Origin of the sequence: Maridesulfovibrio sp. (assembly GCF_963676065.1) — a bacterium.
Taxonomy (GTDB): domain Bacteria; phylum Desulfobacterota; class Desulfovibrionia; order Desulfovibrionales; family Desulfovibrionaceae; genus Maridesulfovibrio.
In genome coordinates this window covers 4143656-4169557 of the sequence record NZ_OY780933.1, presented here as the reverse complement: position 1 = coordinate 4169557, position 25902 = coordinate 4143656, and the positions used below count along the sequence as shown (strand labels likewise).

Genomic DNA, 25902 nt, shown 5'->3' with positions numbered 1-25902 from the left:
GGCAACAGTTTCTCCTTTCGTGCGGCAATGCTTTCCTTACGGCATTGAATGATATATATTAATATAGCATTAATAAAACCGGAGAATAACTATGCGCGATGAAGCCATGAAAGCATATGCAGCAATGCCTTTTGTTGCTGAACTAAGTTTTGAACCTTTGCTCCGCAAGGCCCGCTCCATGATGGCTGAAACCGGCAACCCGTATAGCAGGCAGATCGGTAAGATATTGGAATCACTGAAAGGGATTGAAGGTCTTTCCGGTGTCGCTACTGCTGAAGTTATGCAGAACTATGCCGAAGAAATAAATTTCCTCATGCGGCTGGTTTTTCCTCATTTAGAAGATGAAGAATGTATAGGCAAAGCACAGGCTCCCTTTACCCACGATCATTTTTTCTCCACAGCCAGATATAAGAAAATGTTCGAGGAACCGGGCATTGAGCTGGAATTGAGCGAAAGCCTGATGATGCGCTTAAGCGATTTATACAGTGAAAACCTGCTTTTTGCCTACACCATGCTTTTCGATATTTATTATCAGCTGGATCATGAAATGGTTGAGGTCATCATGAAAATGCCTAATTCTCATGATAAGGTAGACCGATATTTTCTGGCTGATTATTCCTTTCGATTTGTGGACGTGGAAGCCGGTGGTCTTGATATCCTTGACCGCAAACAATTTTCCCGGCTTTTGATCATGCGTGATCGCGAAACCCTTGAAAAGCTGATGCCTCTTGACGGTGTTGTTTTCAAGGGCTTGATTACAGTAAGTTTTCATGAAGTAACGGAAAAGGAAAATATATCGCAGCTTAAGTCGGATCTGGTTGAAAGCGGGGTCCTACGCCAAAATGACAGCATCAAAAGCATAACCCACCGTCTACGCTCAATACTTAAAGTGAAGGATCTGCGGACCGGTTTTGTGCTGCGTTACAGAGTGACACAGGGGAGTGCGGAGACATTGCAGCGCAGTGTACTTCATGATTACCCCGGAAAGACGGCCGGACTTCTGGAAGAAATGTATGAACATGTTTTCAGGACAGCTGAGCCATATTTTATTCCCGAGATTTTGCAATGCGACGGGCAGGATGGTGTTATTGAGTATCTTTACCGGAGCGGGGCGCGCAGTCTGGGGCTTATGCCATTGATGGAGGAGGACCGGGTAATCGCGGTGCTGGAGCTTGTTTCCGATACAAAGGATATGATCAGCGCCAACTCGGCACGTAAGCTGGCTGAGCTTTTTCCCATCCTGAGTGTTGCCGTTCGCCGGGAAATGAACAGGCTTGAATCCCGTGTGGACGGTGTAATCAAGGATTATTGCACGGCCATTCATCCCAGCGTTTCATGGCGTTTTGAAGAGGCGGCTTATGATTTCCTCCGTGACAGCAAGGAGACCTATAAATTCGGTGAAAAGCGTTTTCACGATATTGTTTTCAAGGATGTTTACCCTCTGTACGGAAGCATGGATATCCGAAGTTCTTCGGAGGAACGCAATCTGGCCATTCAGGCTGATCTCCTCAAGCAACTGGATCTTGCTTCCCAGACTTTGAGTGAAATTTACCGTAGGCGGACCATCCCCATTGCCGACTATTATTTCGCGACCTTAAACCGTTACGCCGGTTCTGTGCGCGAAGGTCTGAATTCCGGTGACGAAATCAAAATCATCGAATTTCTGCAAGAGCGGGTGGAGCCATTTTTCAGCTATCTGCGTGAAACATCGGAAAAATACAGTTCCAAAATTGATGATTATTTCAAGGCGATGAATCCCGGCATGGGAGTTATCTATCAGCGACGCAGGGATTACGAGGATTCCGTATCCCTGCTGAATATATCCCTGACTGCTTTTCTGGATCAGGAAGAAGTAAGGGCACAGAATATTTTTCCCCACTATTTTGAAAAATATCGTACCGATGGGGTGGAGTATAATATTTATGTCGGCGAATCCATGGTCCGAGATTTTAAGTTCGATGATGTTCAGCTCAAGAATCTTCGGGTCTGGCAGTTAATCAAAATGTGCGAAATGGTCCGCCTGACTGAATCACTCTTGCCGCAGCTGAAGGTGCCGCTTAGCTGCTCCCCGCTGGTGCTGGTTCATTCCTCCCCGTTGACGATACTTTTCCGGGTAGATGAAAAAAGATTCGAGGTCGAGGGAAGCTACAATATCCGCTACGAAATTATTAAGAAACGTATCGATAAGTCCACTGTCCTTGGCACCGGTGAAAGGCTGACCCAGCCGGGTATGCTGTCAGTTATCTACACACAGGATAAAGAATGGCGGGAGTATTCCAGTTACTTTGAGTACCTTTCCGATAAGGGGTATATCTCAGGTGAAGTGGAAAACTTAGTGCTGGAAGATATGCAGGGGGTACATGGCATGCGTGCTCTTAGGGCAAAGGTCGTGCTTTAAAATTTTTTTCCTGTGAAGTGATAAAATCCCGTCTGATTGCTTTTTTTGTTCGACTGTTTCGTAACTTATTGAAATAAAATTATAAAGTTACCACAGGGTATACTCTAAATATGCAGGTGTCTTGAAAAATGGACATTGTTGCAATACCTCCGACGGGGCTTCTCTCCCCGTATTCCGCCCTCTCAGCATGGCTTGTCTGAAATAACGGACTCCTGTTTTTCAGACTTTGTGCCAAAAAGAACAAAGGCGGCAGGTTCTTTTTCCAACTAGAAAATTATAATCTTTTTTATTCTTTTTTATCCTTTTTTTCTTATCCTCAGTATTCCAAGACCTTGAGTGGTTAAAGTAATTATTAAGGCATAGTTTTATAAATTAGTGGTACGGTACTTGCTCTCTTTTGAATGTTGAATGAATAATCAGTTGTAACTGATATTTGCGTAGCTTTTTTGCTAGGTGTTCAGCTCTTGAGTTTTCTTAACTTGCTTGGCTCAAAAGGCCTTTTGTGCTTGACCCAAGAAGTTTTTTTTGGAAAGGGTTACTCCGAAATTAAAGTTGAATGATTGACCAATCACTTTATGTTTGTGCGTTCTTTCTCAAATAGCTTTCCCCCAAAAAGCTGGAGAAGGAATGACTGTCGGTAGAATTAATCTTTCTTGAGGCTGTGGATAGAGGGTTCCATACACTATTTAAAGATTACCGGAGGATGAAACTGCAAATTGATGCATTTAGGTATTGCTTCTAATCGGTGGTTTCCGGCCTTAGCGCCTTAATCTTGAATCTTTCTAATTTTAAGGATTGATCCGTTGAAGAACAGATATATCCCAATAACTTTAATTGTTGCTGTCTTGTCCGTTGCGGCAGTTGCCGGATTTCTTTTCCCGCCCGCAGTGCAGGAAAACCCGGCCCGTGTTGTTCTGGATAACAGTGGCGGCAGGGTTATTTTTGCTCATTTTGATCATGTTGATGAGTATGGTTACGAATGTGCCGACTGTCATCATGACGATATAGGTCAGGACCGGCCTATCGCTTGCGGTAACTGTCATCCTACAGCGTTCGATGACAAGTTCAGGACTGAACACCAGAAGAATTTCCCGAGTGAGGAAGCGTGTCTGCGTTGTCACGATGATGTTCCTACCGGCCCCCTCGCAGATGAGGATAAGCCTGATACTGAAAGCATCCCCTTGCGGGCAGAGGCTTTTCATACTCAGTGCATGGGATGTCACGAAAGTGATGGAGGCCCTTACGGTGAAGATTCCTGTTACGAATGCCATGCGAGGTAGGTCTCATGCTTAAAATACATTATTCCCTCGAATCAGATGTTCAGAAGACTATTTCAGACATCACCGCGCCTGCGGAGCTTAATATCTCCATGCGCAACAAGATTCTGAAAATTAAAAAAGGCCAGAAACTTGCGGCCGGTGAGCTGCTTGCCGAGCGTCCGTCAAAATACGGCGCGGCTTGCAGTGCCGCTCTTTCCGGTAAGGCCACCAAGGTCAACTATCACCACCTGACCATTAAATCAGACGGTGGAACGGAAAGTGTCGAGCCTGTCGACATTAAATCCATGGTGCCAGGAAAAGAACTGCTGAAAACCCTGCAGGAGCTCGGTGTTAACGTTGCTGTTCTTTCTTCCCATGCCGAGAATCTGGTTATCAACGGTCTGAATCCCGAGCCTGGCATATCTGTTGCCGAGCAGTTGCTCAAGGATGAGAAAGAGACTATTGAGGCCGGCCTCCGTTTTGCGGAATCCATGATCAAACCTGCGCATACCGTTTTGGCTGTAGCTGCAGGTTCTTCATATGAAATCAACGGGGCAGAGCGTGTCTTTGTCAAACCTAAATATCCCCACTCACTTGATGCCCTTGTAGTCAAAAAAGTTACCGGAAAGGAATTTCCCGATAACACCAAGGTGATCAGTGTGATGGATCTGTACAATCTCGGCCGCGTGTTCGAGACCGGTATGCCTGTTACTGATACCATCATGACCATTGGCGAAAATAACTACCGGGTACTCTTCGGAACCCCGGTGCGTCATATCTTTGCTGAACTGGGGATTGAAGTTCAGTCCGGAGATAAGGTGGTTCTTGACGGCCCGTTTCGCGGTGAGGCTATTTACAGCCTCGATGAAGGTGTAAAGAAGGGCGATTACGGTCTGTTCGTGATTCCCGCCGGTACTTTTCCTTCCATTGAAGACGCAACCTGCATCAACTGTGGAGAGTGTGTGCTCAGCTGTCCGGCACGAATCCAGCCGAATATGCTCAGCCGCTACGCCGAGTACGAGATGTTTGAAATGGCGGAAAAGCACAATCTGCACAGCTGTTTTGAATGCGGCCTCTGCTCCTTCAACTGTACGGTCAGGAGACCCATTCTGCAGTATATCCGCTTTGCCAAGGATCAGCTTCTGGGCAGCGGTCAGGCAGAGCAGGTATAGGTGAGGCGCTTGGCGCTTTTGATGATTTGATTTCGCCTCCGGCGGCCAAAGGGGCTATGCACTTTTGGAATCCATGATGTTTAAGTTTTGGTTTAAATCGAAACCCATGACAATACTTCGCTACTATAGCGAAGCCTGATAAGAGATTTTGGGATTCTTAAACCCTTTTGCAAAAGGGTTTAAGCTCTCAGAGAGATCCATGTTAGGGATCCGAAGGCATTAAAACTTGATTGAACAATCATACAGGACTCAGCCGGATTTGCGGTTAAACATACAAATTTCAAGGTTTAAAATATGACTCCTCCAGTAATTAAAGCAATGTCCGACATTGCGGTCAGACTCACGGTTTCGCCTGCCCCGCACTGGCGTGGCAAGCGTACCTTGGAGAAGATGATGCAGTTTCATCTTCTGGCTCTGGTCCCCGCACTGTTCATGGCTTTCAATATGTACGGCCTGCCCGCGCTTACGACTGTGGGTATTGCCGGTGCCGTTGCCGTTATCACCGAGGCCATCTGCCTCAAGGTGCAGGAACGGGACGTAAATGTAGATAACTACACTGCGCTATACGAAGGTATTCTTTTCGCCTTTCTGCTGCCCGCCGGTGCAGCATGGTGGATGGTGGCCTGCGGAGCGGCGGTAACAATTGTTCTAGGACGTACCGTTTTCGGCGGTTTTGGTTCCAATCCCGTTTGCGCGCCTCTGGTTGCATGGGCTTTCTGTCGTCTCTCATGGCCTGCTGCCATGGATATCGATCTTAATCTCGCCAACTTCATGATCAACGCGCCTTTGGACCAGCTCAAGCATTTCGGTCTCGGCAGTCTTGATCAATTCAACTACATGGACCTCTTCCTCGGCAAGCAGCTTGGCGGACTGGGGGCGTCCCAGATCATCGCTGTTCTGGCCGGCGGTATTTTCCTCATCGCAACCGGATGGGTTAGGGCTTTTATCCCCGCAGCTTTTCTCGTGGGTGTGACTGTCACAGCTTCCATCTTCTGGATGATCAATCCTGAAGTCTACGCCAATCCGCTTTTCCATCTGCTGACCGGATCAGTCATGTTCGGAGCATTTTTTCTTGCTCCCGATGTTTCTTCCAGCCCGGTGGGAATTATTCCGCAGGTTCTTTTCGGCCTGATCGCCGGGACCATGGTCATTATTATCCGGGTTTACGGAATTTATCCTGACGGTGTGCCCTTTGCCATCATGGTGGCAAACCTGCTTACCCCCCTGCTGGACCGCGTGCGTCCCAAACCTTTCGGAGGCAAGTAAGCCATGCGCGAAATAATTCATATGATTGTGGTCCTTTCCATCATCTGCGCCACTTCCGGAGCGGTACTGGTAAACCTTAAACAGGCCACCAAATCCCAGATTGAGCAGCAGGTTCTGACCTATGTACAGGGCCCGGCTTTGCTTTCCGTGCTGAAAAATCGCGATAACGATCCCATCAAGGAGCGTGTTAAAATTAAAGACGTGACAGTCTTCCCGGCTATTAAGGACGGCAAGCTGGTCGGCGTCGCTCTCGAAACATTTGCTCCCGGTTATTCCGGCGATATCGGTGTAATGGTCGGTTTTGATGTTAATAAAGACGAGCTGCTCGGAATCGGCATCACCACCCAGACTGAGACCCCCGGTCTCGGTACCAAGGTAACGAAGACGTCTTTCACCGACAGGTTCAAGGAACACGGACTGGATTCCATGCAGATTACGTCCAGGGGCGGAGATATCGATTCCGTTGCCGGGGCTACTTACTCTTCCGTGGGTACTGTGGACGCCGTGCGCAAGGCTATCGGGGTCTACCAGTCTATCAAACCTGAGATCACCAATATCTGGAAGAATTCCTAGGAGAAACCATGAGCCGTTTAGTAAAAGAATTTGCAAAAGGACTCTGGGCCGAACTCCCTCCTTTCAGGGTGCTCCTCGGCCTGTGCCCCACACTGGCTGTAACTTCCACTGCGGAGAACGGTCTGGGTATGGGAATGGCGGTTGTTTTTGTTCTGACCATGTCCAACCTGCTCATTTCCAGCATCAGAAAAATAATCCCCGCGAAAGTACGTATCGCCTGTTTTATCGTCATCACCGCGTCACTTGTTGTTATGGTTGAGCTGCTTATGCAGGCGTACGTTTATCCGCTTTACCAGAAGCTGGGCATATTCGTCCCGCTTATTGTTGTTAACTGCCTGATCCTCGGGCGTGCCGAAGCATTCGCTTCCAAGAACGGGGTAGTGCTCTCCATTGCTGATGCTCTCGGCATGGGAATCGGTTTTACCTTGTCCCTGACTTTCCTCGGTGCTGTTCGTGAAATCCTCGGCAGCGGTACCGTGTTCGGTACTCAGGTCATGTGGGAATCATTTCATCCCGCCGGTCTGATGGTCATGGCTCCCGGCGCGTTTATCGGTCTGGGTGTAATCCTTGCGGGTATGAATGCCTTCAACAGATACCAGAGCCGTAAACGTGGTGAGACCCCACCGGATGTAATGAATTCCGCCTGCGCTCATTGCGGTGCCTGCGGTGGAATCGAAAATCTTAAGGATAAATAGGGGAGAGAGCTAAAATGGAATACTTTCTGCTTTTTATCTCCGCCATTTTTATCAACAACATCGTACTGGTTCAGTACCTTGGCGCATGTCCCTTCATGGGAACCTCCAAGTCCACAGATGTTGCCATGGGTATGGGCGGAGCAGTTATCTTTGTTATTATGATGGCCACGGCCATTACCTGGCCTCTGCACCATTACATACTCATTCCCAACGGAATTGAGTACCTGCAGACCATCGTTTTTATTCTGGTCATTGCCTCGCTTGTACAGTTTGTCGAGATGTTCCTTAAAAAGGTCATTCCGCCTTTGTATAAATCACTGGGGCTCTTTCTGCCCTTGATCACTACCAACTGCGCAGTGCTCGGTGTTGCGATCATGGTCCAGCGTAACGGATATTCATTTGTAAAATCCGTCATGTTCGGACTCGCTTCCGGTATCGGTTTTCTCATCGCGCTGGTCATTATCTCGTCCATTCGTGAGCGTCTTGATGTTGCTCCGGTTCCGAATGTTTTCAGAGGCGTTCCCATCGCGCTGATCATGGCGGGGATAATGTCTTTGGTCTTTTTCGCCTTTAAAGGCATGGCTGCCTAACAGGTTAAGCAAGGAGAATATATAGTTATGGTTACTTCTTCTATTCTGGTCCTGTTCCTGCTCGGACTAACCGCCGCAGCCATTCTGGCTGCCGCATCCAAAATCCTGCATGTGGAGGAAGATCCCCGTATTGCAGAAGTTGAAGGATGCTTTCCCGGCGCAAACTGCGGAGGATGCGGATACCCCGGTTGCAGCGCAGCTGCGGGCGCAATCGTCAAAGGCGATGCCGCCCCGGAAATCTGCGTGGCTGGCGGTCCTGAGATTGCCGAAAATATCGCGGCCATCATGGGTCTTGAGGCCAGCTTCAAGGAACCCAAGGTTGCTAATAATATCTGCACCGGCGGCGCCCGTGCAAACCTGCTCTTCGAGTATGAAGGTGTTGAGGATTGCCGTGCCGAAGCTTTGCTTTACGGCGGTGAAAAATCCTGCGGTCTCGGTTGTCTCGGGCTTGGTTCCTGCGTAAAGGTCTGCGGTTTCGATGCCATCCGTCTCAATGATGAAGGCGTGCCGGTTGTAGACATGAACGCATGTGTTTCATGCGGTAAGTGCGCTGAAGTCTGCCCCACCGGAGCTATCCGCGTGAGTGGTATGACCATGGACCTGCTCCATCTCAATCAAATCGACGATTGTCTGGCTCCCTGCATGCAGAAATGCCCGGCCCAGATCGACGTTCGTACATATATCAATCAGATGAGAAACGGTGATATGCGCGGAGCATTGCTGACCATGAAGGAACGCAATCCGCTGCCGCTGGCTGTCGGCCGTCTCTGTCCCGCTCCCTGCGAAACAATCTGCCGTCGCAATATTGCCGACGAAGGTGTGGCCATCCACACCCTGCATCGTTTCGTTGCCGACTGGGAAATGAATTCCGGTAGTCGTGTTAATCTTACCTGCAACCCGCTTTCCGGGCACAAAGTCGCTATTATCGGCGCCGGTCCTGCCGGTCTTTCCGCAGCGTACTTCCTGCGTCGCATCGGTCATGAACCTGTGATCTTTGAAAAGCGTGAGCAGACCGGTGGTATGATGAAGGGTGTCATCCCTGAATACCGTCTGCCGTCCAAGGTTGTTGACTGGGAAGTTCAGACTATTCTTGATCTCGGCGTCGAGGTTAAGAACGGTGTTGAATTCGGTAAGGATGTGACTTTTGAATCCCTTGAACGCGACGGTTTTGAAGCTGTTTTCATTGCAACCGGAGCGTGGAAAGTTCCTGCTCTTGAAGTTGAGAACGCAAATGCCGAAGGCGTTATGGACGCGGTCGCTTTTCTTGAAGAAGTGGGTAAGTCCATTACCGATCTTAAAGACAAGAAAGTCGTTGTAATCGGTGATACCAACACAGCCATGGATGTAGTGCGCAGCGCTGAACGTCTGGGTTGCGAGGTAACCTCACTTGTCGGATGCATCCAGCGTAAGATGTCCGCGAATAAAAATGAGGTTCAGCGTGCTTTAGAACTGGGAGCCGAGTTGCTCTTTTTGACCAGCCCCTCCCGCTTCATAGCTGAGCAGGGTAAGGTCACCGGTGTAGAATATATTGAAGTTCAGTACAAAGATCCTAAAAAGGCTCTCGGAGAACCTTTGCCCGTTGAAGGCACTGAGCAGATTATTGATGCTGATTTGGTTGTCATTGCCACTGACCGTGTGCCCGATATGACCCCGTTCACTGATGCGGAAGGCAAAATTCCCTTCAAGCTCAATAAAAAGACCGGCGGCATTGATTGTGACAAGACCTCCATGCAGACCAGCATGCCCAATGTATTTGTGGGCGGAGAACTGCATACCGGACGGTCCATCATCATTCAGGCTGTAGCCGACGGACGTATGGCAGCTCGCGGCATTCATCATTTCGTGACTCAGGGTGAAATTCCTGAACCGAAGAATCCGCAACTGCGTGTTATCCCTGAATCTATCCTTAAAAATATGGATGTTACCTACACTATCCCGAGAATTAATGTTCCCGAGATTTCTGTGGAGGAACGCAGGTCCACTTTTAAAGAGGAAGTTAAAGGGTCAATAGTCTACGAAGCTGCCCGCAAAGAAAGCAGCCGTTGTCTGCGTTGCGGACTGACCTGTTACGATGCTGAAGCCGGTGCGGAATACGCACAGGATTCAGATGTGCAGAAGTTCAGTGAACTGGGCAAGGGTTAGGCTGTAACTAATGCAAAAAGCGGTCAGGCGTTCATTCGCCAAATCATTTGAAGGGCTGGGATCACGGGCGGCTTTTTTAGCCCACCCCCTCGGAGCGGCAACAAAACTGGCTGAGACCCTGCACATAGGTGACAGGCGTCACAAATTCAGCGCGACCCGCTTTCTCATGGGGACCCAGGTTTCCATCGTCGCTTTGCATCTGTCTAAAGATGCAGCGGAAAAAGCTGTAGCCCTGGCCTTCAACGAGATCGAACGTCTTTCCGCTATCTTCGATCGCCACCGGTCCGGCAGTCCTGTTTCGCAGCTCAATGAAACAGGCAGACTTTGTGATGTGGCTCCTGAGCTTTTCGAAGTAATGGTCAAAGCAAAGTCTTATTGCCACCGATCCGGAGGAGCTTTCGATTCCTCGGTCCTGCCTGTACTGGAAATGATGCAGAATAACTGCGATTCCAAGGGGCAGGTGAAGCTCAATCAAAGTGATTTTGACGATGCGCTGGCTCTTGTCGGTTCCGATATGATCCACGTTTCCGAAAGTGAAATCAGTTTTGACAGACGTTTTATGGCGGTGACTCTCGACGGCATCGGTCGCGGATACATCGTTGATCGTGCTTCGGATATTCTGGTAGACAATGGGATTGAAAACCATCTTATCTGCGCTGGCGGGGATATTCGTGCCCGGGGTGAACGTGCTCCCGGACAGTCGTGGCTAGTCCCCATCGATAAGCCTTCCAGTCAGGGTGGCTATTCGGCAGTGATCAAACTTAAAGATTCTGCTGTCGCCACATCTTACGGCAGTGAGTTTTATTTTGATGCCGAGGGGTACCGGCAGGATGAAGCTATACCTAAAACCGTTTTCGCTCCGCATGTTGGTGCCGGACTTTCGGTTGTGGCTCCATCGGTAATGGAAGCTGACGCGCTTTCCACTTCCGCTTTCGTCATGAATTTTGAAAGTGGTCTGCGATTTATTAATGAACAGAAAAAAAGTGAATGCCTGATCTCCGGTTTATCCGGTGCAAAGATGTTTTCCCGAAACTGGGATGCTCTGGTCGGGATTTAAAGATATACTGATATAAAGTGTCGATTCTGATGCTGGAAATTGAATAATACCTCCTAAATGAAAGGTTTCCGGCGCACTGCAAGGGGCGGCCATGGTGCTGTTTCAGATGACATCAGTTTGTTTGGAACGGAAGCTTTTGACTGCTCAGGGCAACAACGCAGTAATTCAGAAATTCGATGTACTCATACATGGGATTCACCTCGTCCCCATGAAAGAAGACCGGTCCGGGAGCTCACTCTTCCGGACCGTGTCTTTTTTTTGGGTATTTTTAAGGTTTAAAAGTTACTGGTTAGCGGTACTTTGTTATTTCACGTAAGACGAAGATATTAAATCATAGCTTCCGGTTTTACAGAGGTGTTAAATTTTAAAGTAGATGATTGGTGCCGCTTTACCTGTTCGTTATTATTCGATAGATTCTTATTACAAATCAATTCGCTCACGCTAAGATGCGTTTCCTTTCAAACCAACCGATGGAATACTTTATAATGAATATTTCTACCCGTCTTAAATTTTCGGTGCTTGTTCTCGGCTTTGTTCCCGCAATTATCGGCCTGATTCTGATGGCTTTCTGCCCGGAATTTACACTGGGATCTTTATTTTTCAATATAGTTATCAGCGGTGTTGCAGTGAGTTTGCTGCTGACCGCATTTATCGTTTACAGCATCAGCCGTAACGTTATTTCACCTATTCAGAATTTGAGAGATTTTGCTGTAGATGTCCAGAAAGGTAAGGTCACAAACGAATGCTCCCTTACTTATATGTATGAGCTGGAAGAGCTTAAGCTCGCCCTTTGTTCTATGGTGGCAAGTCTGGCTGAGGCCAACCAAAAGGCTGAGTCCATGAGTAAAGATGCTAAGCGTAAGGCTGAGGAAACTGATGAAGCTCTGCGGGGCAGTCAGGTAAAGGAAGCCGAAACAAGACAGCTTATCGATTCCATGCGTAAGGTGGCCCATAAGGCCGGTAATTCTTCCGAACGTATTTTTTCTGATATTAATGACCTCACTACACGAATTGAGAAAGTCGGCGAGGGAGTTGAAATTCAGCGTGACCGGATGACCGAGACGGCAACCGCGATGGAAGAAATGAACGCAACTGTTGCCGAGGTCGCTCGCAATGCCTCTCTTGCCGCAGGGAATGCGGAGCAGTCACGCGATAACGCAGCAACCGGTGCGCGCGGTGTTCATGCTTCAGTTGAAGCTATTAAGAAGGTTGAAGGGGAGGTCCTTTCTCTTAAACAAACCATGAGTCAGCTTGGTGAACGGGCTGAGAATATCGACCGGGTCATTAACGTGATTAATGACATCGCGGACCAGACCAACCTGCTGGCACTGAACGCAGCCATTGAGGCAGCAAGAGCCGGGGAGGCCGGACGCGGATTCGCTGTTGTAGCTGATGAAGTCCGTAAGCTGGCCGAGAAAACCATGGACGCCACCAAGGAAGTTGGCGAAGCCATTACCGATATTCAGCAGCATGCCCAGACCAACGTTGCCTCTGTAGACCGCGCAGCGGAAGATATAACAGCTGGTACCGAGAAAGCGGTGGAATCCGGTAAGTACATGCAGGAAATAGTTACTATCATTGAAGCCACATCCGAGCAGGTTGAATCCATAGCCACAGCCTCAGAGCAGCAATCCGCCACCAGTGATGAGATTAACTTTGCGGTATCTGATGTAACCCGCGTAGCGCAGGAAACAGCAGCGGAGATGGACGAAGCGCGCCAGATACTGATTGAGGTTTCAAGCCTTGTTCAGGAACTGGATTCGCTTATCGGCGGAATGTCCGACGGTAACCTTGATTCGGCTTCCGGTGATGAGCTGGTCACTTGGAGCGATAAAGCTTTTTCCGTGAATGTCCGGGCTATTGACGTGCAGCACAAAAAATTGGTGGGCATGATCAACGGCTTACACAAAGCCATGCGTCAGCGTGCTTCCGATAGAGTGATGAAGCAGCTTGTGGAAGAATTGAAGAACTACACTGTGGATCACTTCACGACCGAAGAAAAACTTTTTGACCGCATCGGCTATCCGCAGACTCCCGAGCATAAGAAATTGCACGAGGAGTTTGTAAATCAGGTCCTTGAATTTGAGTCCGCGCTGATCAGCGGCAAGGCCAAAGTAACAATGGATGTGATGAGATTTTTGAAAGATTGGCTGGTAGAGCATATTCAGGGCGAGGATCGCAAATACAGCCCTTTCATGAACAGTCACGGGATAAGGTAATAAGTTTCAATGCTCGAAACAGTCTTCACACTGCTGGCGATATGTTTCCTGGCCCGCATGAGTCCGGGACCGGACATGATGCTGCTGATCCATCATGCGGGAACCGTTTCGCAAGGAACAGGACGTGGATTCTTCCGGGGCGCTCCGGCGGCATACGGGTGTGTACTCGGCGTCTGCCTCGGGTTAACGGTTCACGTGAGTCTGTCCGTGCTGGGGCTTGCTATTCTGCTTAAGAGCCATTCTCTTATTTATAATGGATTGCGTTACGCTGGATCTTTTTATCTGCTTTACATAGGTTACCGGTGCTTTACAGATACCGGCGTGGTAGACTTTGCAGAAGAAGGTGGTGATCTCACCGGGGTTAGTTTTGCTCAGGGCTTGAAAGACGGCCTTTTTTGTAATCTGCTCAACCCGAAAGTGACTTTGTTTATTCTTAGTGTATTCATGCAGTTAGTCGGACCTGATGCCGGGTTCGGTGAGAAAGTAGTTTACGGATCAGTCATAATATTCGAGGCGCTTTTCGGTTGGGGACTGTTTGTGTTTTTTTTGAATACCTCAATAGTACAGAGTGTTTACGGGAAGCATGTGGGCACAATAAACAGGATTACGGGACTAATCCTTTTTCTGCTCGGCGGGTTGATCTTTTTTACCGGGTAGCTCCATTTCCATCTTTATTTTTTTGACAGACAGTCCGGGATGTTTCCCGGATTTTTTTTATTATTTACGATGCCAGCGGGCGGCATTGTTATGTATTTCTTAAAATGCTAAAAGACATCATGAAGAAGGGTACATATTTTTTATGGGCGGGATTGGTTGTCTATCTGCTGACCATTCTGCTTATCTATTATTTTGAATCAGCCTGCGAGAGCTCCAATATTAAGACTCTCTTTGATGCCTTCTGGTATTCGCTGGTTACCCTGACCACAGTGGGTTACGGGGATCTTTACCCTACTTCTATTGCCGGGAAAATAATTTCCATGGTCATGGTGCTGGGCAGTATCGGGATACTCGGTTATTTCATCGGTAGGCTTACCGAACACATTCAGGTTTTGGCGGAGAGACGTAAAATGGGTTTTGACGGAACGGGTTTTACCAACCACGTGGTTATTGTGGGCTGGAACGAATTTTCAGAGGATGTTGTAACCCAGTTGGTCCATGCCGGGAAAAAAGTCTGTATTGTTACCGATAACAAAGATCATATTGAATTTATTTACGACAGTTTTTCGCGTGAGCAGGTCTTTGTTATTTTTTCCGATATGAACTGCCGTGAATGCCTGAAAAAGGCCAATGCGGCAGAAGCAGTCTCCCTCATGCCCAACCTCGGTGATGACACGAAGAATCTTGTGTTTGTACTCAACGCTAAGAAATATCATCCTCACCTTTCTTTTGTTGCCACTATTGATAATTCCGAGTTGAAGGAAACATTCACCAGCGCCGGGGTCAGCTTCACCATCTGCCGGAATGACATATCATCCAAAATTGTAGCCAGCTATATATTTGAACCCAGTGTTGCCCTCTTTAATGAAGATATCCTTTCATCCGCTTCGGAGAATAAGGATTATGATGTGCAGCAGTATTACATCAAGGAAGGCAGCAAATTTGACGGTGTGAGCTATGGAGATATTTTTAACGACCTGCGTGAGTCTTTCAATGTGCTCGCGATAGGTGTCAGCCAGAAAAGAGAGCAGGGGCAGGAATTGAACAAGTTGCCGCCTTTTTCTTTACAGGTGCGGGCTGGAGACTACCTGATCGTTCTTACTTCCGGGCGGAGTGTGAATCAGCTGAACGAAGTCTTCGGCTGTACCGAAGGTCTTTATTATGCCGAACATCTGTAATTCCTTTTTGCTGTAAGCTGATCGAGTATTATAGCTGACAGAGCTGTTAAAGGCTAAATGTTGGTTGAATACAGGTTGACCTCACTTTCATCCGTATATAATATCCCTCGCCTGTCTTAGGATCTATTTCTACTCGCGATTTCTCCCTGATAATATTTCCCCTGAGCTGATCCCCCTTTTTTTTATTCATTTAACAATAGTATAATTATGCCTAATTTCCTTTTTATTACCATGCTGGCGGCTTTTCCCGCCCTGTCTACAGACATGTATCTTCCGGCTCTGCCCACAATTCAGGAGCAGTGGGGTATTTCCCTCGCCGAAGTGAACTTGTCGCTGGTGCTCTTCTTTATACTTTTCAGCTTTTTTATGCTCATTTACGGTCCGTTGTCCGATAAATTCGGCCGTAAACCCGTGCTCATGTGCGGAGTCGGGATCTATGTGCTGGGAAGTGTTCTTTGCGTTCTTTCTACCAACATTTGGTTTCTGGTTACTGCCCGTATTATACAGGCCTGCGGCGCAGCGTCCGCAGCAGCTCTGGGTATGGCACTGGCAAAGGATCTATACACCGGAGTAGAGCGGCAGAAAGTTCTGGCTTACATTGGGGTAATTATCCCTTTATGCCCAATGCTTGCCCCTCTGCTGGGCAGTTTTATGCTGAAATTTTTGTCGTGGAAATGGATTTTTGGTTGCCAGGCCTTTCTTGCTTCGCTGGCTTTTTACGGAACAGTTGTGTTTAAGGATTCTGATTTTGAAAAGACTACGGGCGGAGTCGGGGTCATGCTTTCCCGCTATCTTGTGGTGCTCAAAAATATTGAGTTCACCACCTACTGCTTTGCCTTTTCTGTTATAGGAGTTGGTTTTTTCGGTTTTCTGGCCGGATCAGCGGATATTTATATTCGCGACTACGGAATGACTGAGCAGCAATACGCCGTGTTTTTCGGATTAAACGCCATAGGATTCATGGTCGGATCCTTTACCTGTTCGCGCCTTTGTGTGGGCTATTCATCCATGGCTATCCTGAAAGTTTCACTTTCCGGGGTTTTACTGGCAAGTCTCGGTATTCTGTTTTCAAGCGGTTCGGTGTACACATTTGCCGTGCCTATGCTCCTGATGACTTTTTCCATCGGAGTCAGCAGACCGATCAGTAATCATATGATCCTTGAGACTGTGGACAAGGATATCGGCGTGGCTTCGGCTCTGCTTACCTTTTCGTATTTTATTCTGGGAGCGGCAGCGATGCAGTTTATCTCTTTTGGCTGGGCATCAAAGATTCATATGATCGGCAGGATGGGGGTTATCAGCGGGGCGATTCCATTGCTTTCACTTTTCTGGATGGGCCGCAGGGCAAGAGCTTAATATCAACAAAAAACCGATGTCTGTAAGGACATCGGTTTTTTTTTATTCCGGAATGGAATCTAGTAATTCCAGTCTTTCAAATTCTCCTTCCCCTGCGGTAAGGTCTTCGACTTTTGAGACGAATTTTTTAAAATGCTCGGAATTGGAATGAACGTCGAATGCGTCCTGATCCTTAAATTTTTCAATAAATCTGAATGTACCGGGAGTGTCCACAACGCGGTGCAGCCTGTATTCGACTGATCCCTCTTCTTTGGCGGTGTCTTTGACCAGCTCGCGCAAGACGGTTTCAAGTTCCTGCTCTTTTCCTTCTGCGGCATGAATTTTAGCGGTTACGATTAGCATGTTCTCTCCGAATTGAATGTTTGAATTAAAGGTAATGTTTTTGTAAGTAAGTTCTGCATAACAAAGATCAACCATTTGGATGAAATTAAATTTAATCCCTGTCCTATCCTTTGGAGGAAAATCCGTATGATCGTTTACCACACAAGATTTATGACTTCTTTTTGTGAGATAATTCTCGTCGGTAACGCGCAGGGCCTGTCTCATCTGCATATGCAGATCACCGAAGGGCAGCGTGCTTTCAAAATCAAGCCGGACTGGGAGCGTAATGATGAATTCTTTGCCGATGTACGAAAGCAAATTGAGGAATTCGCAGCCGGTAATCGATCCCGTTTCGATGTAAAATTAAACCCACAGGGTACGGATTTTCAGAAAAAAGTCTGGGCTGAATTGTGCAGGATTCCATGCGGAGAGACAAGATCCTACAAAGAAGTTGCGGCGGCTCTGGGTAATGAAAAAGCGAGTCGGGCTGTAGGCTTCGCTAACAGCAAAAATCCTATCCCTCTCATCATTCCATGCCACAGAGTTATTGCCGCAAATGGCGGTCCTGGTGGATTCGCATACGGTGTGAAAACCAAGCTGAAAATATTAGAACATGAAAAATCTATGTAAGAGGATGTAAATTATTCCTCAAATTCGTCATCAATTGTGACTTTGGGCCTCTCTTCCTGCTCAGGGGCCTCTTTGCGCTGTTTTTCAAGCATTTTCACAATCTGACTATGAAGCGACTTTGACGGTTCAAGGCTGGAATCGAGGCGCAAGCTGAGTTCTGTGTAGTTTAAAGCGCTTTCAAAGTCTTTGGCGTAAGTGTACGCACGGGCCATGTTGTAATAAAGATTGGCGTCGTTTGGAGTGAAGGTGCAGGCCTGATGATAGGCTCTGATGGCTCCCTGATAATCGCCGTCCTTTCTCAGCTTGACTCCAAGCCGGTTGAAGGGGTTTACGGCATCAGGTTCGTTCTGGATGATTTCAATGAACAATTCCTTAACGTTATCAAGGTTGTCCTGCACAGCATATATGTCGGCAGCTTTGGTCAGGTAATCCTGATAGCTGTCCATATCTCCTTTGCCTTTGTAAGCATCAGCCATGCCTTTATATGCTTCGGCGTACATCTCATTAAGGGCGATAGCTTTGTTGAAGGCAATGATGGCCTTGCCGAATTTTTCCTGTGATAGAAAATTAAGGCCCTTATCGAAATATTCTTCTGCGGGATTCTTATCCGCTTCAGCAACTTCTTCAATGATTTCGGAAAAGCTGTCGATGGCTTCATCAAAACTGCCGTTGGCGACAAGGTCCCATGAAGAGTTAAGCAGTTCCTGTTCTATCTCGTCCGGAGAGGCGCTCATATACGCAGCGAAAAGATGTCGCTTGAGCGTTTCCATGCTGTAAGGGCGCAGGACATAACCACCGACGCCGGCAGCGATAGAGTTAAGAACGGATTCTTTACGTTTATCTTCAGTGACCATGATCATTGGAAGTGAGCGCGTGGCGTGCCGACGCAATTCCTTTACGCACTCCGCACCTGAAGAATTATTAATTGATTCATCTACCAGTGCTACGTCGATATCTCCGTTTTGTAATGCGTCTACAGCTTTATCCCATTTGGAATAAACATATATATTAGACGCACCTAACCCGACCAAAGTCAGTCTGTCGTTAGAGATGTGTGTAGAATTATTGGAAAAAATACCGTATCGCAGCTCTTCAAGCATTCCCCGCTCCCGAAATGGTTAATCTATTAGAAGATGATACCTTTTCGTCAGGCTTGATTCAACAGAATTTCTGTTTCATTGTGTTATTATCTATTTAGAAAGAAAACGAACCTGATTATTATAGGTCATTGGACTCTAACTCAGACTGATCACAAGAGGAATCACATGTAGTTCTTTGCTTTTCTGCTGTGTTACGCCTAATTCCCAGCTTACATTATCAGGTTTGCCGACAGCTGCGCTTATCTTTTGCGCTACACCCTGTATATTAATGATCGGGTGGCGGGAGAAAACCTGCGGCAGGCCATAGGTAAGGTTGCAAGCCAGACAGCAGCCCGGACGCTCGTGGAGTTGAAGTTCAAAGTGGATAGTGTTTTCGTTGGCTCCGGTATAAGCCAGTGAAATGTCATAGCTGCCTTCTTCCGCATCCCCGAAAAGGGCTTCAAAGAACTGGTCCGCTCTGTCTTTTGGAAAGAGGGTATTCATCATTTCCTGATTAAAAATATCAGCATATTGAGTCATGATAACTCCGGTCATTTAGTTTGAGTAGTTGAGTGATTCGCTAAGCAATATTAAATGCTTCGAAAAAACGGACGTGTCAACTCTTGAGGGGAAGCTTTTCAGTGAATTTATGGTAGAATCGCTAGCCTGAATAAACTGATCCGGCCAGTATCTTTTTCAGTTCGGTCATCTCAAAGGGTTTACACAGATAGTCATTCACTCCGGCAGCCAGAGCCGAATATCTGCTTTCCTTGCTGGCGTGAGCGGAGAGGGCGATGATGGGAACATTGCGCACTTTTATGAAATTCTGTGAAGTGCGGATGGTACGGGTGGCTTCAAGGCCGTCCATTACGGGCATCTGTATATCCATGAGAATAGCATCTATTTCGTGGTTATCAATCAGCATTTCGAGGCACTGGGCTCCGTTGTTCGCACAGATGACATTATGGCCCATCCGTCTAAGCAGCTTGCGGGCCATCATTCTATTAACCTGTTCATCTTCTACAAGCATGACAGTTAGTTTTGAACAAGAGGTTTGAATTTCTGATACAATATTTTGATCTTCTTCGATTGGTTCAGATATTTTGAAGGTCAGTGAAAAACTGATCGCAGTACCCACTCCCACGGCGCTTTTAATTTTGATGGAACCACCCATCAGATCTACAAGCCTTTTTACGATAGATAATCCCAGACCGACTCCTTTGTATTTACGCGAAAGGGAACCGTCCACCTGTGTAAAGGATTCAAAAACGCTTTCGAGATAATTCTCCGGTATGCCCACTCCTGTATCAGTGACAGTGAAGGACAGATTCTGTTTGTCTTCTGTGGGCTTAAAGCCGGCATCCACTTTTATCGAAACCGAACCTTTATCCGTAAATTTTATGGAATTGCCCATCAGGTTAAAAATAATTTGCCGCATGCGGCCTTCATCGCCCAGATAATATTCTTCCACCTCGGGACTAATGGAATATGATAGGTCGATACCCTTGGCGTCCGCCTGAAGCCTGAAAAGTTCCACGCTTTCCGCAAGGAGATTCTTTAAGCAGAAAGGTTCCTCGTAGAGTTCGAGGGTGCCTACTGCGACTTTGGAAAGATCCAGTATATCATCAAGCACGCGCAGCAGGTTTCGCGAGGATTGCAGGGCCACGTTTATGCATTCTTGGTGCTCTGGCTTCAAGTCATCAGCACTCATTACCTGCAGCATGCCCATGACTCCATTTAGCGGAGTCCTTATCTCATGGCTGATATTGGCTAGAAATTCGTCTTTAGTTTTATTGGCTTGTATTGCGGATTCTTTGGCTTTGGAAAGCTCCATTTCATTCTTTAGCCGCTGGGTGATATCGTGGATTATTGAAATTATGCGTGTTTTGCCTTTGAAATGAAAGGGACCGGAAAAGACTTCAACATCCCTTATTTCTCCATTGGCCAGGCTGTGCTGAAAAATAAAGCAGGCAGAATCGGTTTGCCCGGCCTTTTTCATTCTGGATGTGACTTTTTTCCTGGGCAATTGGTTTAGGTCGTAGACTGTCTTTGTTTTGAGTTCCTCTCGTGCGTATCCGTAAAATTTTGCCGCCGCATTGGTCGCATCTTCAATCTTGCCTGTTTCCGGGTCAACGATAAACATTACTGAATGATTATCCTCGAAAAAAGCTCTGTAGAGTTCCTCACTTTCCTTTATGGCCGTATCGAATTTTTTGCGTTCAATGGCATGGGCTATTTGCTCAGAGCAGGCGGAAAAAAGCCGCACGTCATCATCTGAAAAAGCTTCGGGATCATCGTAATCATGAATAACAAGCGCTCCGATAGGGGTGTTGCGGATGCGCAGGGGAACTCCGATCCAGATAGCGGGAATCCGTCCCACGATATCAAGCTGCCCGTTCGCGATGGAAGCCTTTATTTCATCCCCGGTCAGGCGGACTATTTTGTTTTTCAGGATGGGCAGCATGCTTATTCTGGTTTGAGAGCCGGAATATAGATTTTCAACTGGCGGGTAATTGTTGATTTCCTGATCAACACAATATGTGAAATTAAGTTTTTCCTGTTCCCGGTCAATCAGTGCGATAAAGAAATTTTTGGCTTTCAGCTCCTTGAACATGATATCGTGTATCGAAGTCATCAAATCGTCCAAGGTTCCAGTCTGGCTGGGCTGGCTTATGATTTGAAGGAGTACGGACTGCAGACGTCTGCTTTTCTTAAGTTCCTTTTCTTTTTCAATTATGTTTGTGATGTCTTCTGCGTATATGGCAACCCGGCTGACTTCATTATTTTCAAAGATGGGGTATTGTGATTGGAGGATGGTTCTGCCGTCTCTCTCATCCTGAAATTTAACCGGCTTTCCGGTTTCGATTACTTTTTGAAATTGTTTAAGGCGTGAGTCCCTCAATTCCGGAGAAAAGTAGTTGAAAACCTTTTCCCCAACCAGCTTTTCAGGGGTTGTATTTAAAATATCCGCTACGGTACGGTTGACATGGATGACCGAACCATCCTTTTCAAGAAGGAGGATAGACTGGGTGTTGGCATCAAGGAGAGCTTTGATGTTTATTTCAGCATCAATTGCCTGTCGACGGGCTTTTTTTAGTTCGACCTTTGATCTGTTCAGCTGTTCTTTCATATAAAGAAAAAAGATTTAATCTGTTACAGGTGCAGGAGTTAGAACTGAAATATAATATTAGACCAAGTTAGCATACTTTTCCATCAAAGAATAAAAAAAGATAATTTAATTGTTGCCTACAGCCGATACTTGATGATTATTTCTTTGCTTTGAATTCTGTTTATGGAGTACATTGGTGTATATAAAAGACGGTTCCATAGGAGAATAAATATGAGCGATGCGCAGGCAGGTAAAATCCGGTTGGGAATAGCCAAATGCCTTTTGGGGGAAAATGTTCGTTATGACGGAACCCATAAACTGGATCGTTACCTTAAAGATATATTGGGCCCTTACGTAGAATGGGTTCCGGTATGTCCTGAAGTTGAATGCGGAATGGGAATACCACGCGAGGCCGTTCGGCTGGTCGGAAACCCTGAAAATCCGAGGCTGGTGGGCCGCAATTCAGGAGAGGACTGGACCGCGCGAATGCAAGAGTGGGGAAAAACGAAACTGGCCTTGCTGGAAAAGGAAAATCTGTGCGGTTTTATTTTCAAGCACGGTTCGCCGTCGAACGCTATGGGCCGGATGAAGGTCTTCGGTGATGACGGGCGGATGTTTTATACCGGTACCGGAATCTGGGCCCGTATGGTCATGGATCACTTTCCGCATCTGCCCTGCGAGGACGACGGCCGGTTGCACGATGACGGAATTCGCGAGAATTTCATCAACCGCATTTTCATTTTCAAGCGTTGGCGTGAGATGATAGCTGCAGGGATTTCTCCGGCAAGTCTTGTTGAATTCCATACCAACCATAAAATGTTGATTCTTGCCCATAATGAAGTCATTTACCGTCAAATGGGTAAGCTGGTTGCGACTGCCGGAAGCGCAGGCTTAAATGAAGTTGCTACGCAATATTCAGAACTGTTGACCAAGGCATTAACCTACAGGCCGACAGTTAAAAAACATGTAAATGTGCTGACCCATGCTCTGGGATACTTTAAAAAGGATATTTCAGCTGAAGAAAAGCAGGAAATGCTGGCGCTTATTGAGCGTTTTCATAACAAGCTTATTCCCTTGATTGTTCCTGTAACCATGCTCAATCATTATGTTCGCAAATATGATAAAGAGTATTTGCGGAAACAGTTTTATCTTAACCCGTATCCTGCGGAATTAATGTTGAGGAATCATGTCTGATCATCAAAGCCGGACGGTATGTGTGCTGGGAGGAACAGGCTATGTTGGCGGCCGTCTTGTTCCGCAGTTGCTGGATAAGGGCTGGAAGGTCCGGGCTGTGGGCCGGTCAGCGGCTAAATTGCGTACCCGCCCTTACAGCTTCCATGAAAATTGTGAGGTTTTCGAGGCTGATATTTTTGATGTTGAAAGATTGGAAGAAGTTTTAAGCGGCTGTTTCGCAGTATACTATCTGGTTCATTCCATGCAACCGGGAAGTAAGGATTTTGCGCAAAAAGACCGTCTGGCAGCTGAGAATACGGTTCGGGCGGCAGAAAGGGCCGGAGTTAAGCGCATCATCTATCTTGGAGGAATGGTTCCGAATGATCCGAACATAAGCCATCACCTGAAATCCCGGGCAGAAGTAGGGGAAATACTTTCTGGCGGAAAGGTGCCGTGCACAGTGCTCAAGGCTGCGGTTATTCTAGGTTCGGGCAGTGCCTCATTTGAGATATTGCGTTATCTTGTTGATCGCCTTCCGATAATGATCACTCCTCGCTGGGTAAGAACCGAGAGCCAGCCTATCAGCATCCGTGATGTACTTTTCTATCTGGTAGGATGTCTGGATCACCCGGAAACCGCCGGGGAAAGCTATGATATCGGCGGTCCGTTTATCGAAACCTATGAACAGCTGTTCCGCATTTATCAGCAGGAAGCCGGATTGCGCGCCCGACTTATCATCCCGGTGCCATTCATCTCGCCGAAACTTTCATCACACTGGTTGGGGTTGGTCTCACCTGTACCGGTAACTATCGCCGTACCACTCGTTATGGGGCTGCGTAACCGGGTGGTATGTAAAGAGTATCGCATTCGTGAGATTATGCCCTGTGAATTGACCGATTGCCGAACCGCCATCCGCCGCGCTTTGAATAAAATTCAGCAGGAGGTAGTAGATACCTGCTGGTCCGATGCCGGTTCCGTTGATACCCCGGAGTGGGCTATCTGCGGTGACGCAGGCTATTCCGGCGGAACAGTCTATCATTCCTCTTACCGGATAAAGTTGCAGGGCGGGGCTGATCGGCTTTGGGAAAAAATTATTTCCATCGGCGGGGATGAGGGCTGGTACTGCTGTGATTCCTTGTGGTCTATCCGTGGCTGGATGGACAAGCTTGTCGGTGGTGTGGGGTTGAGGCGTGGGCGCAGGCATCCCGCTGAATTAAGTATTGGGGACGCTCTTGATTTCTGGCGGGTGCTGGATGTTCAGCAGGGAGAACGGCTGCTTCTGCTGGCTGAGATGAAATTACCCGGAGAAGCGCTGCTGGAGTTCAATCTTGAAAATACTTTGGCCGGGGATACGGAGTTGACAATGACTGCCCGTTTTCTTCCGCGCGGCCTGGGCGGCATTCTGTATTGGTGGTCGGTCTATCCTCTGCATTCCATTGTCTTCAAAGGCATGGCCGGTTCTTTGGCTGAAAAAAGCGGCAGCCGTATAATGGAAGGTCCGGAATTAATTGACGGTCCGGCTCCGCGCTGCCGGATTCCCGGATACAAAGGAGGAACCGGTGATCAAGGTCGATCATAGGAGAATTTTTCAACTGAACAGTGCAGAGCAGGGCGAAGGTCCGGTCATCTACTGGATGAGTCGGGAGCAGCGTGTTCGTGATAATTGGGGATTGCTTCATGCCCGTGAATTAGCAGGAAACAAGTCTCCGTTGATAGTTGCTTTCTGCCTTGTCACCTCTTTTGTCGGGGCGACTATCCGCCAGTATGATTTTATGCTCAAGGGTCTGGAATCAGTTGAGTTTGATTTGCGGCAGATGGGATATCCGTTTGTTTTATTAACCGGGGCCGCAGATACAGTTTTACCTGAATTTGTGGATAAAACCGGTGCTGGAGCAGTTGTCACAGATTTTGACCCGTTACGTATAAAGCGGCAATGGCAGGAATCGATAGCTCGTGAGATTAAAGTCCCCTTGATTGAAGTGGATGGGCACAATGTAGTCCCGGCTCGCTTCGTTACGGATAAACGGGAATATTCAGCTCGGACAATCAGACCTAAAATTCATAGAATTCTTCCTGAATTTCTTGAGGAATTTCCAAAACTTCCCACTGCGCAAATTGAAGCTGACGCATACCCGCTGGTAGACTGGAAGTCTGTGCACAAAATGATTTCCGTCGACCGGGCGGTGGAGCCGGTTGAGCTGGTCCCCGGTGAAGCTGCAGCGAGTTCGGCCTTGGAGTTCTTTGTGGATAGAAAGCTCAGTAAGTACGCAGATGAGCGGAATGATCCCAACGCGGAGGCTACCTCGCGCCTGTCAGCTTATTATCATTTCGGACAGTTAGCCCCGCAGCGTGCAGCGCTAAGTGTGACTGCTGCCCCTGCCGGTGAAGGGGGCGAAGCTTACATTGAGGAACTGATTATCCGTCGCGAGCTTGCAGAAAATTTTTGCCTGTATACACCGAATTATGATTCGTTGGATTCCGCTCCGGAATGGGCGCTGAAAACTCTGGATCAGCATTCCGGGGATTGTCGGGATTACCTGTATTCCTATGCAGAGTTTGAGCAGGCCGGAACCCATTCTTCCCTATGGAACGCAGCGCAGCATCAGTTGCTGAAGTCCGGTTATATGCATGGCTACATGCGTATGTACTGGGCCAAGAAGATTCTGGAATGGTCCGCTTCCCCTGCGGAAGCCCTGCAAATTATTATCGCCTTGAATGACCGCTACCAATTGGACGGGCGCGACCCCAACGGCTATGCGGGTGCTCTATGGTCCGTGGCCGGGTTGCATGACCGCGGCTGGAAGAAGCGTAAGGTGTTCGGCTCAATACGCTATATGAATGAGCGGGGCTGCCGGCGGAAATTTGATGTAGACGGTTATATCAAAAAGTGGTGCTGAGTCTGCTGCAGAATACAAGCAGATATTTTAAAAAAGTTAGTGCTTACTTTTGGGTTAGATCAATAAAAACAGTTTATTAATAAGTATAAAAAAAATAAAAAAATACTGCCATAATTCTTTTTTAGTGATAA

General features: G+C 47.5%; 21 protein-coding genes. 17 read left to right on the top strand and 4 right to left on the bottom strand.

Annotated elements, in window-relative coordinates:
- Positions 1–91 precede the first annotated feature (91 nt).
- The 13 genes from ACKU35_RS18875 to ACKU35_RS18815 all read left to right on the top strand — a co-directional run bounded on the left by ACKU35_RS18875 (position 92) and on the right by ACKU35_RS18815 (position 16562).
- Complete coding sequence (locus tag ACKU35_RS18875) at positions 92–2398, top strand: hypothetical protein (protein WP_319761795.1); 2307 nt, start codon at positions 92–94, stop codon at positions 2396–2398.
- 803 nt (positions 2399–3201) lie between these two features.
- Positions 3202–3678: a cytochrome c3 family protein gene (locus tag ACKU35_RS18870; protein ID WP_319761794.1), complete on the top strand. Its 477-nt coding sequence runs from the start codon at positions 3202–3204 to the stop codon at positions 3676–3678.
- 5 nt (positions 3679–3683) lie between these two features.
- The gene (locus ACKU35_RS18865) at positions 3684–4829 is read left to right on the top strand and encodes a 4Fe-4S dicluster domain-containing protein (RefSeq protein WP_319761792.1); all 1146 of its coding nucleotides are present in this window, start codon (positions 3684–3686) and stop codon (positions 4827–4829) included.
- A gap of 294 nt (positions 4830–5123) precedes the next feature.
- Positions 5124–6095 (top strand): RnfABCDGE type electron transport complex subunit D, encoded by a 972-nt coding sequence (locus ACKU35_RS18860; protein WP_319761791.1) that lies wholly within the window; start codon positions 5124–5126, stop codon positions 6093–6095.
- Between the two features lie 3 nt (positions 6096–6098).
- Positions 6099–6668, top strand: coding sequence for an RnfABCDGE type electron transport complex subunit G (gene rnfG, locus ACKU35_RS18855; protein ID WP_319761789.1), 570 nt, complete (start codon positions 6099–6101; stop codon positions 6666–6668).
- Between the two features lie 8 nt (positions 6669–6676).
- On the top strand, positions 6677–7363 hold the full coding sequence (locus tag ACKU35_RS18850; RefSeq protein WP_319761787.1) for an electron transport complex subunit E: 687 nt from the start codon (positions 6677–6679) through the stop codon (positions 7361–7363).
- A 14-nt stretch (positions 7364–7377) separates the two neighbouring features.
- Positions 7378–7953, top strand: coding sequence for an RnfABCDGE type electron transport complex subunit A (locus ACKU35_RS18845; RefSeq protein WP_319761785.1), 576 nt, complete (start codon positions 7378–7380; stop codon positions 7951–7953).
- Between the two features lie 27 nt (positions 7954–7980).
- Entirely contained in the window at positions 7981–10095 is a 2115-nt protein-coding gene (locus tag ACKU35_RS18840) for an RnfABCDGE type electron transport complex subunit B (RefSeq protein ID WP_319761783.1), read from the top strand.
- 10 nt (positions 10096–10105) lie between these two features.
- Complete coding sequence (locus ACKU35_RS18835; protein ID WP_319761781.1) at positions 10106–11152, top strand: FAD:protein FMN transferase; 1047 nt, start codon at positions 10106–10108, stop codon at positions 11150–11152.
- Between the two features lie 485 nt (positions 11153–11637).
- Positions 11638–13371 (top strand): bacteriohemerythrin, encoded by a 1734-nt coding sequence (locus tag ACKU35_RS18830; RefSeq protein WP_319761779.1) that lies wholly within the window; start codon positions 11638–11640, stop codon positions 13369–13371.
- 9 nt (positions 13372–13380) lie between these two features.
- On the top strand, positions 13381–14028 hold the full coding sequence (locus ACKU35_RS18825; protein WP_319761777.1) for a LysE family translocator: 648 nt from the start codon (positions 13381–13383) through the stop codon (positions 14026–14028).
- Positions 14029–14078: 50 nt separating this feature from the next.
- Positions 14079–15206 carry an ion channel gene (locus ACKU35_RS18820; RefSeq protein ID WP_319765438.1) on the top strand — a complete coding sequence of 376 codons (1128 nt, stop codon included), beginning with the start codon at positions 14079–14081 and terminating at the stop codon, positions 15204–15206.
- A gap of 207 nt (positions 15207–15413) precedes the next feature.
- The gene (locus tag ACKU35_RS18815) at positions 15414–16562 is read left to right on the top strand and encodes a multidrug effflux MFS transporter (protein WP_319761775.1); all 1149 of its coding nucleotides are present in this window, start codon (positions 15414–15416) and stop codon (positions 16560–16562) included.
- A gap of 42 nt (positions 16563–16604) precedes the next feature.
- Here ACKU35_RS18815 and ACKU35_RS18810 read toward each other — a convergent pair whose 3' ends face one another.
- Positions 16605–16904 carry a putative quinol monooxygenase gene (locus tag ACKU35_RS18810; protein WP_319761773.1) on the bottom strand — a complete coding sequence of 100 codons (300 nt, stop codon included), beginning with the start codon at positions 16902–16904 and terminating at the stop codon, positions 16605–16607.
- A gap of 126 nt (positions 16905–17030) precedes the next feature.
- On the opposite strand from ACKU35_RS18810, the gene ACKU35_RS18805 reads away from it, so the two are divergent.
- Positions 17031–17513, top strand: coding sequence for a methylated-DNA--[protein]-cysteine S-methyltransferase (locus ACKU35_RS18805; protein WP_319761771.1), 483 nt, complete (start codon positions 17031–17033; stop codon positions 17511–17513).
- 11 nt (positions 17514–17524) lie between these two features.
- Here the strand turns inward: ACKU35_RS18805 and ACKU35_RS18800 are convergent, their stop codons facing one another.
- From ACKU35_RS18800 to ACKU35_RS18790, 3 genes are all read right to left on the bottom strand, one after another.
- Entirely contained in the window at positions 17525–18613 is a 1089-nt protein-coding gene (locus tag ACKU35_RS18800) for a tetratricopeptide repeat protein (RefSeq protein ID WP_319761769.1), read from the bottom strand.
- 135 nt (positions 18614–18748) lie between these two features.
- Positions 18749–19132, bottom strand: coding sequence for a pancreas/duodenum homeobox protein 1 (locus ACKU35_RS18795; protein WP_319761767.1), 384 nt, complete (start codon positions 19130–19132; stop codon positions 18749–18751).
- Positions 19133–19253: 121 nt separating this feature from the next.
- Positions 19254–21722 carry an ATP-binding protein gene (locus ACKU35_RS18790; RefSeq protein WP_319761765.1) on the bottom strand — a complete coding sequence of 823 codons (2469 nt, stop codon included), beginning with the start codon at positions 21720–21722 and terminating at the stop codon, positions 19254–19256.
- A 210-nt stretch (positions 21723–21932) separates the two neighbouring features.
- Between ACKU35_RS18790 and ACKU35_RS18785 the strand changes: the two genes are divergently transcribed.
- From ACKU35_RS18785 to ACKU35_RS18775, 3 genes are read left to right on the top strand one after another with little or no spacing between them, the layout of a single operon-like run.
- The gene (locus ACKU35_RS18785) at positions 21933–22895 is read left to right on the top strand and encodes a DUF523 and DUF1722 domain-containing protein (RefSeq protein WP_319761763.1); all 963 of its coding nucleotides are present in this window, start codon (positions 21933–21935) and stop codon (positions 22893–22895) included.
- Positions 22888–24453 (top strand): SDR family oxidoreductase, encoded by a 1566-nt coding sequence (locus tag ACKU35_RS18780; protein WP_319761761.1) that lies wholly within the window; start codon positions 22888–22890, stop codon positions 24451–24453. The genes ACKU35_RS18785 and ACKU35_RS18780 overlap by 8 nt, the downstream gene beginning before the upstream one ends.
- Positions 24434–25771, top strand: coding sequence for a deoxyribodipyrimidine photo-lyase (locus ACKU35_RS18775; RefSeq protein WP_319761759.1), 1338 nt, complete (start codon positions 24434–24436; stop codon positions 25769–25771). The genes ACKU35_RS18780 and ACKU35_RS18775 overlap by 20 nt, the downstream gene beginning before the upstream one ends.
- The last annotated feature ends 131 nt before the right edge of the window (positions 25772–25902 follow it).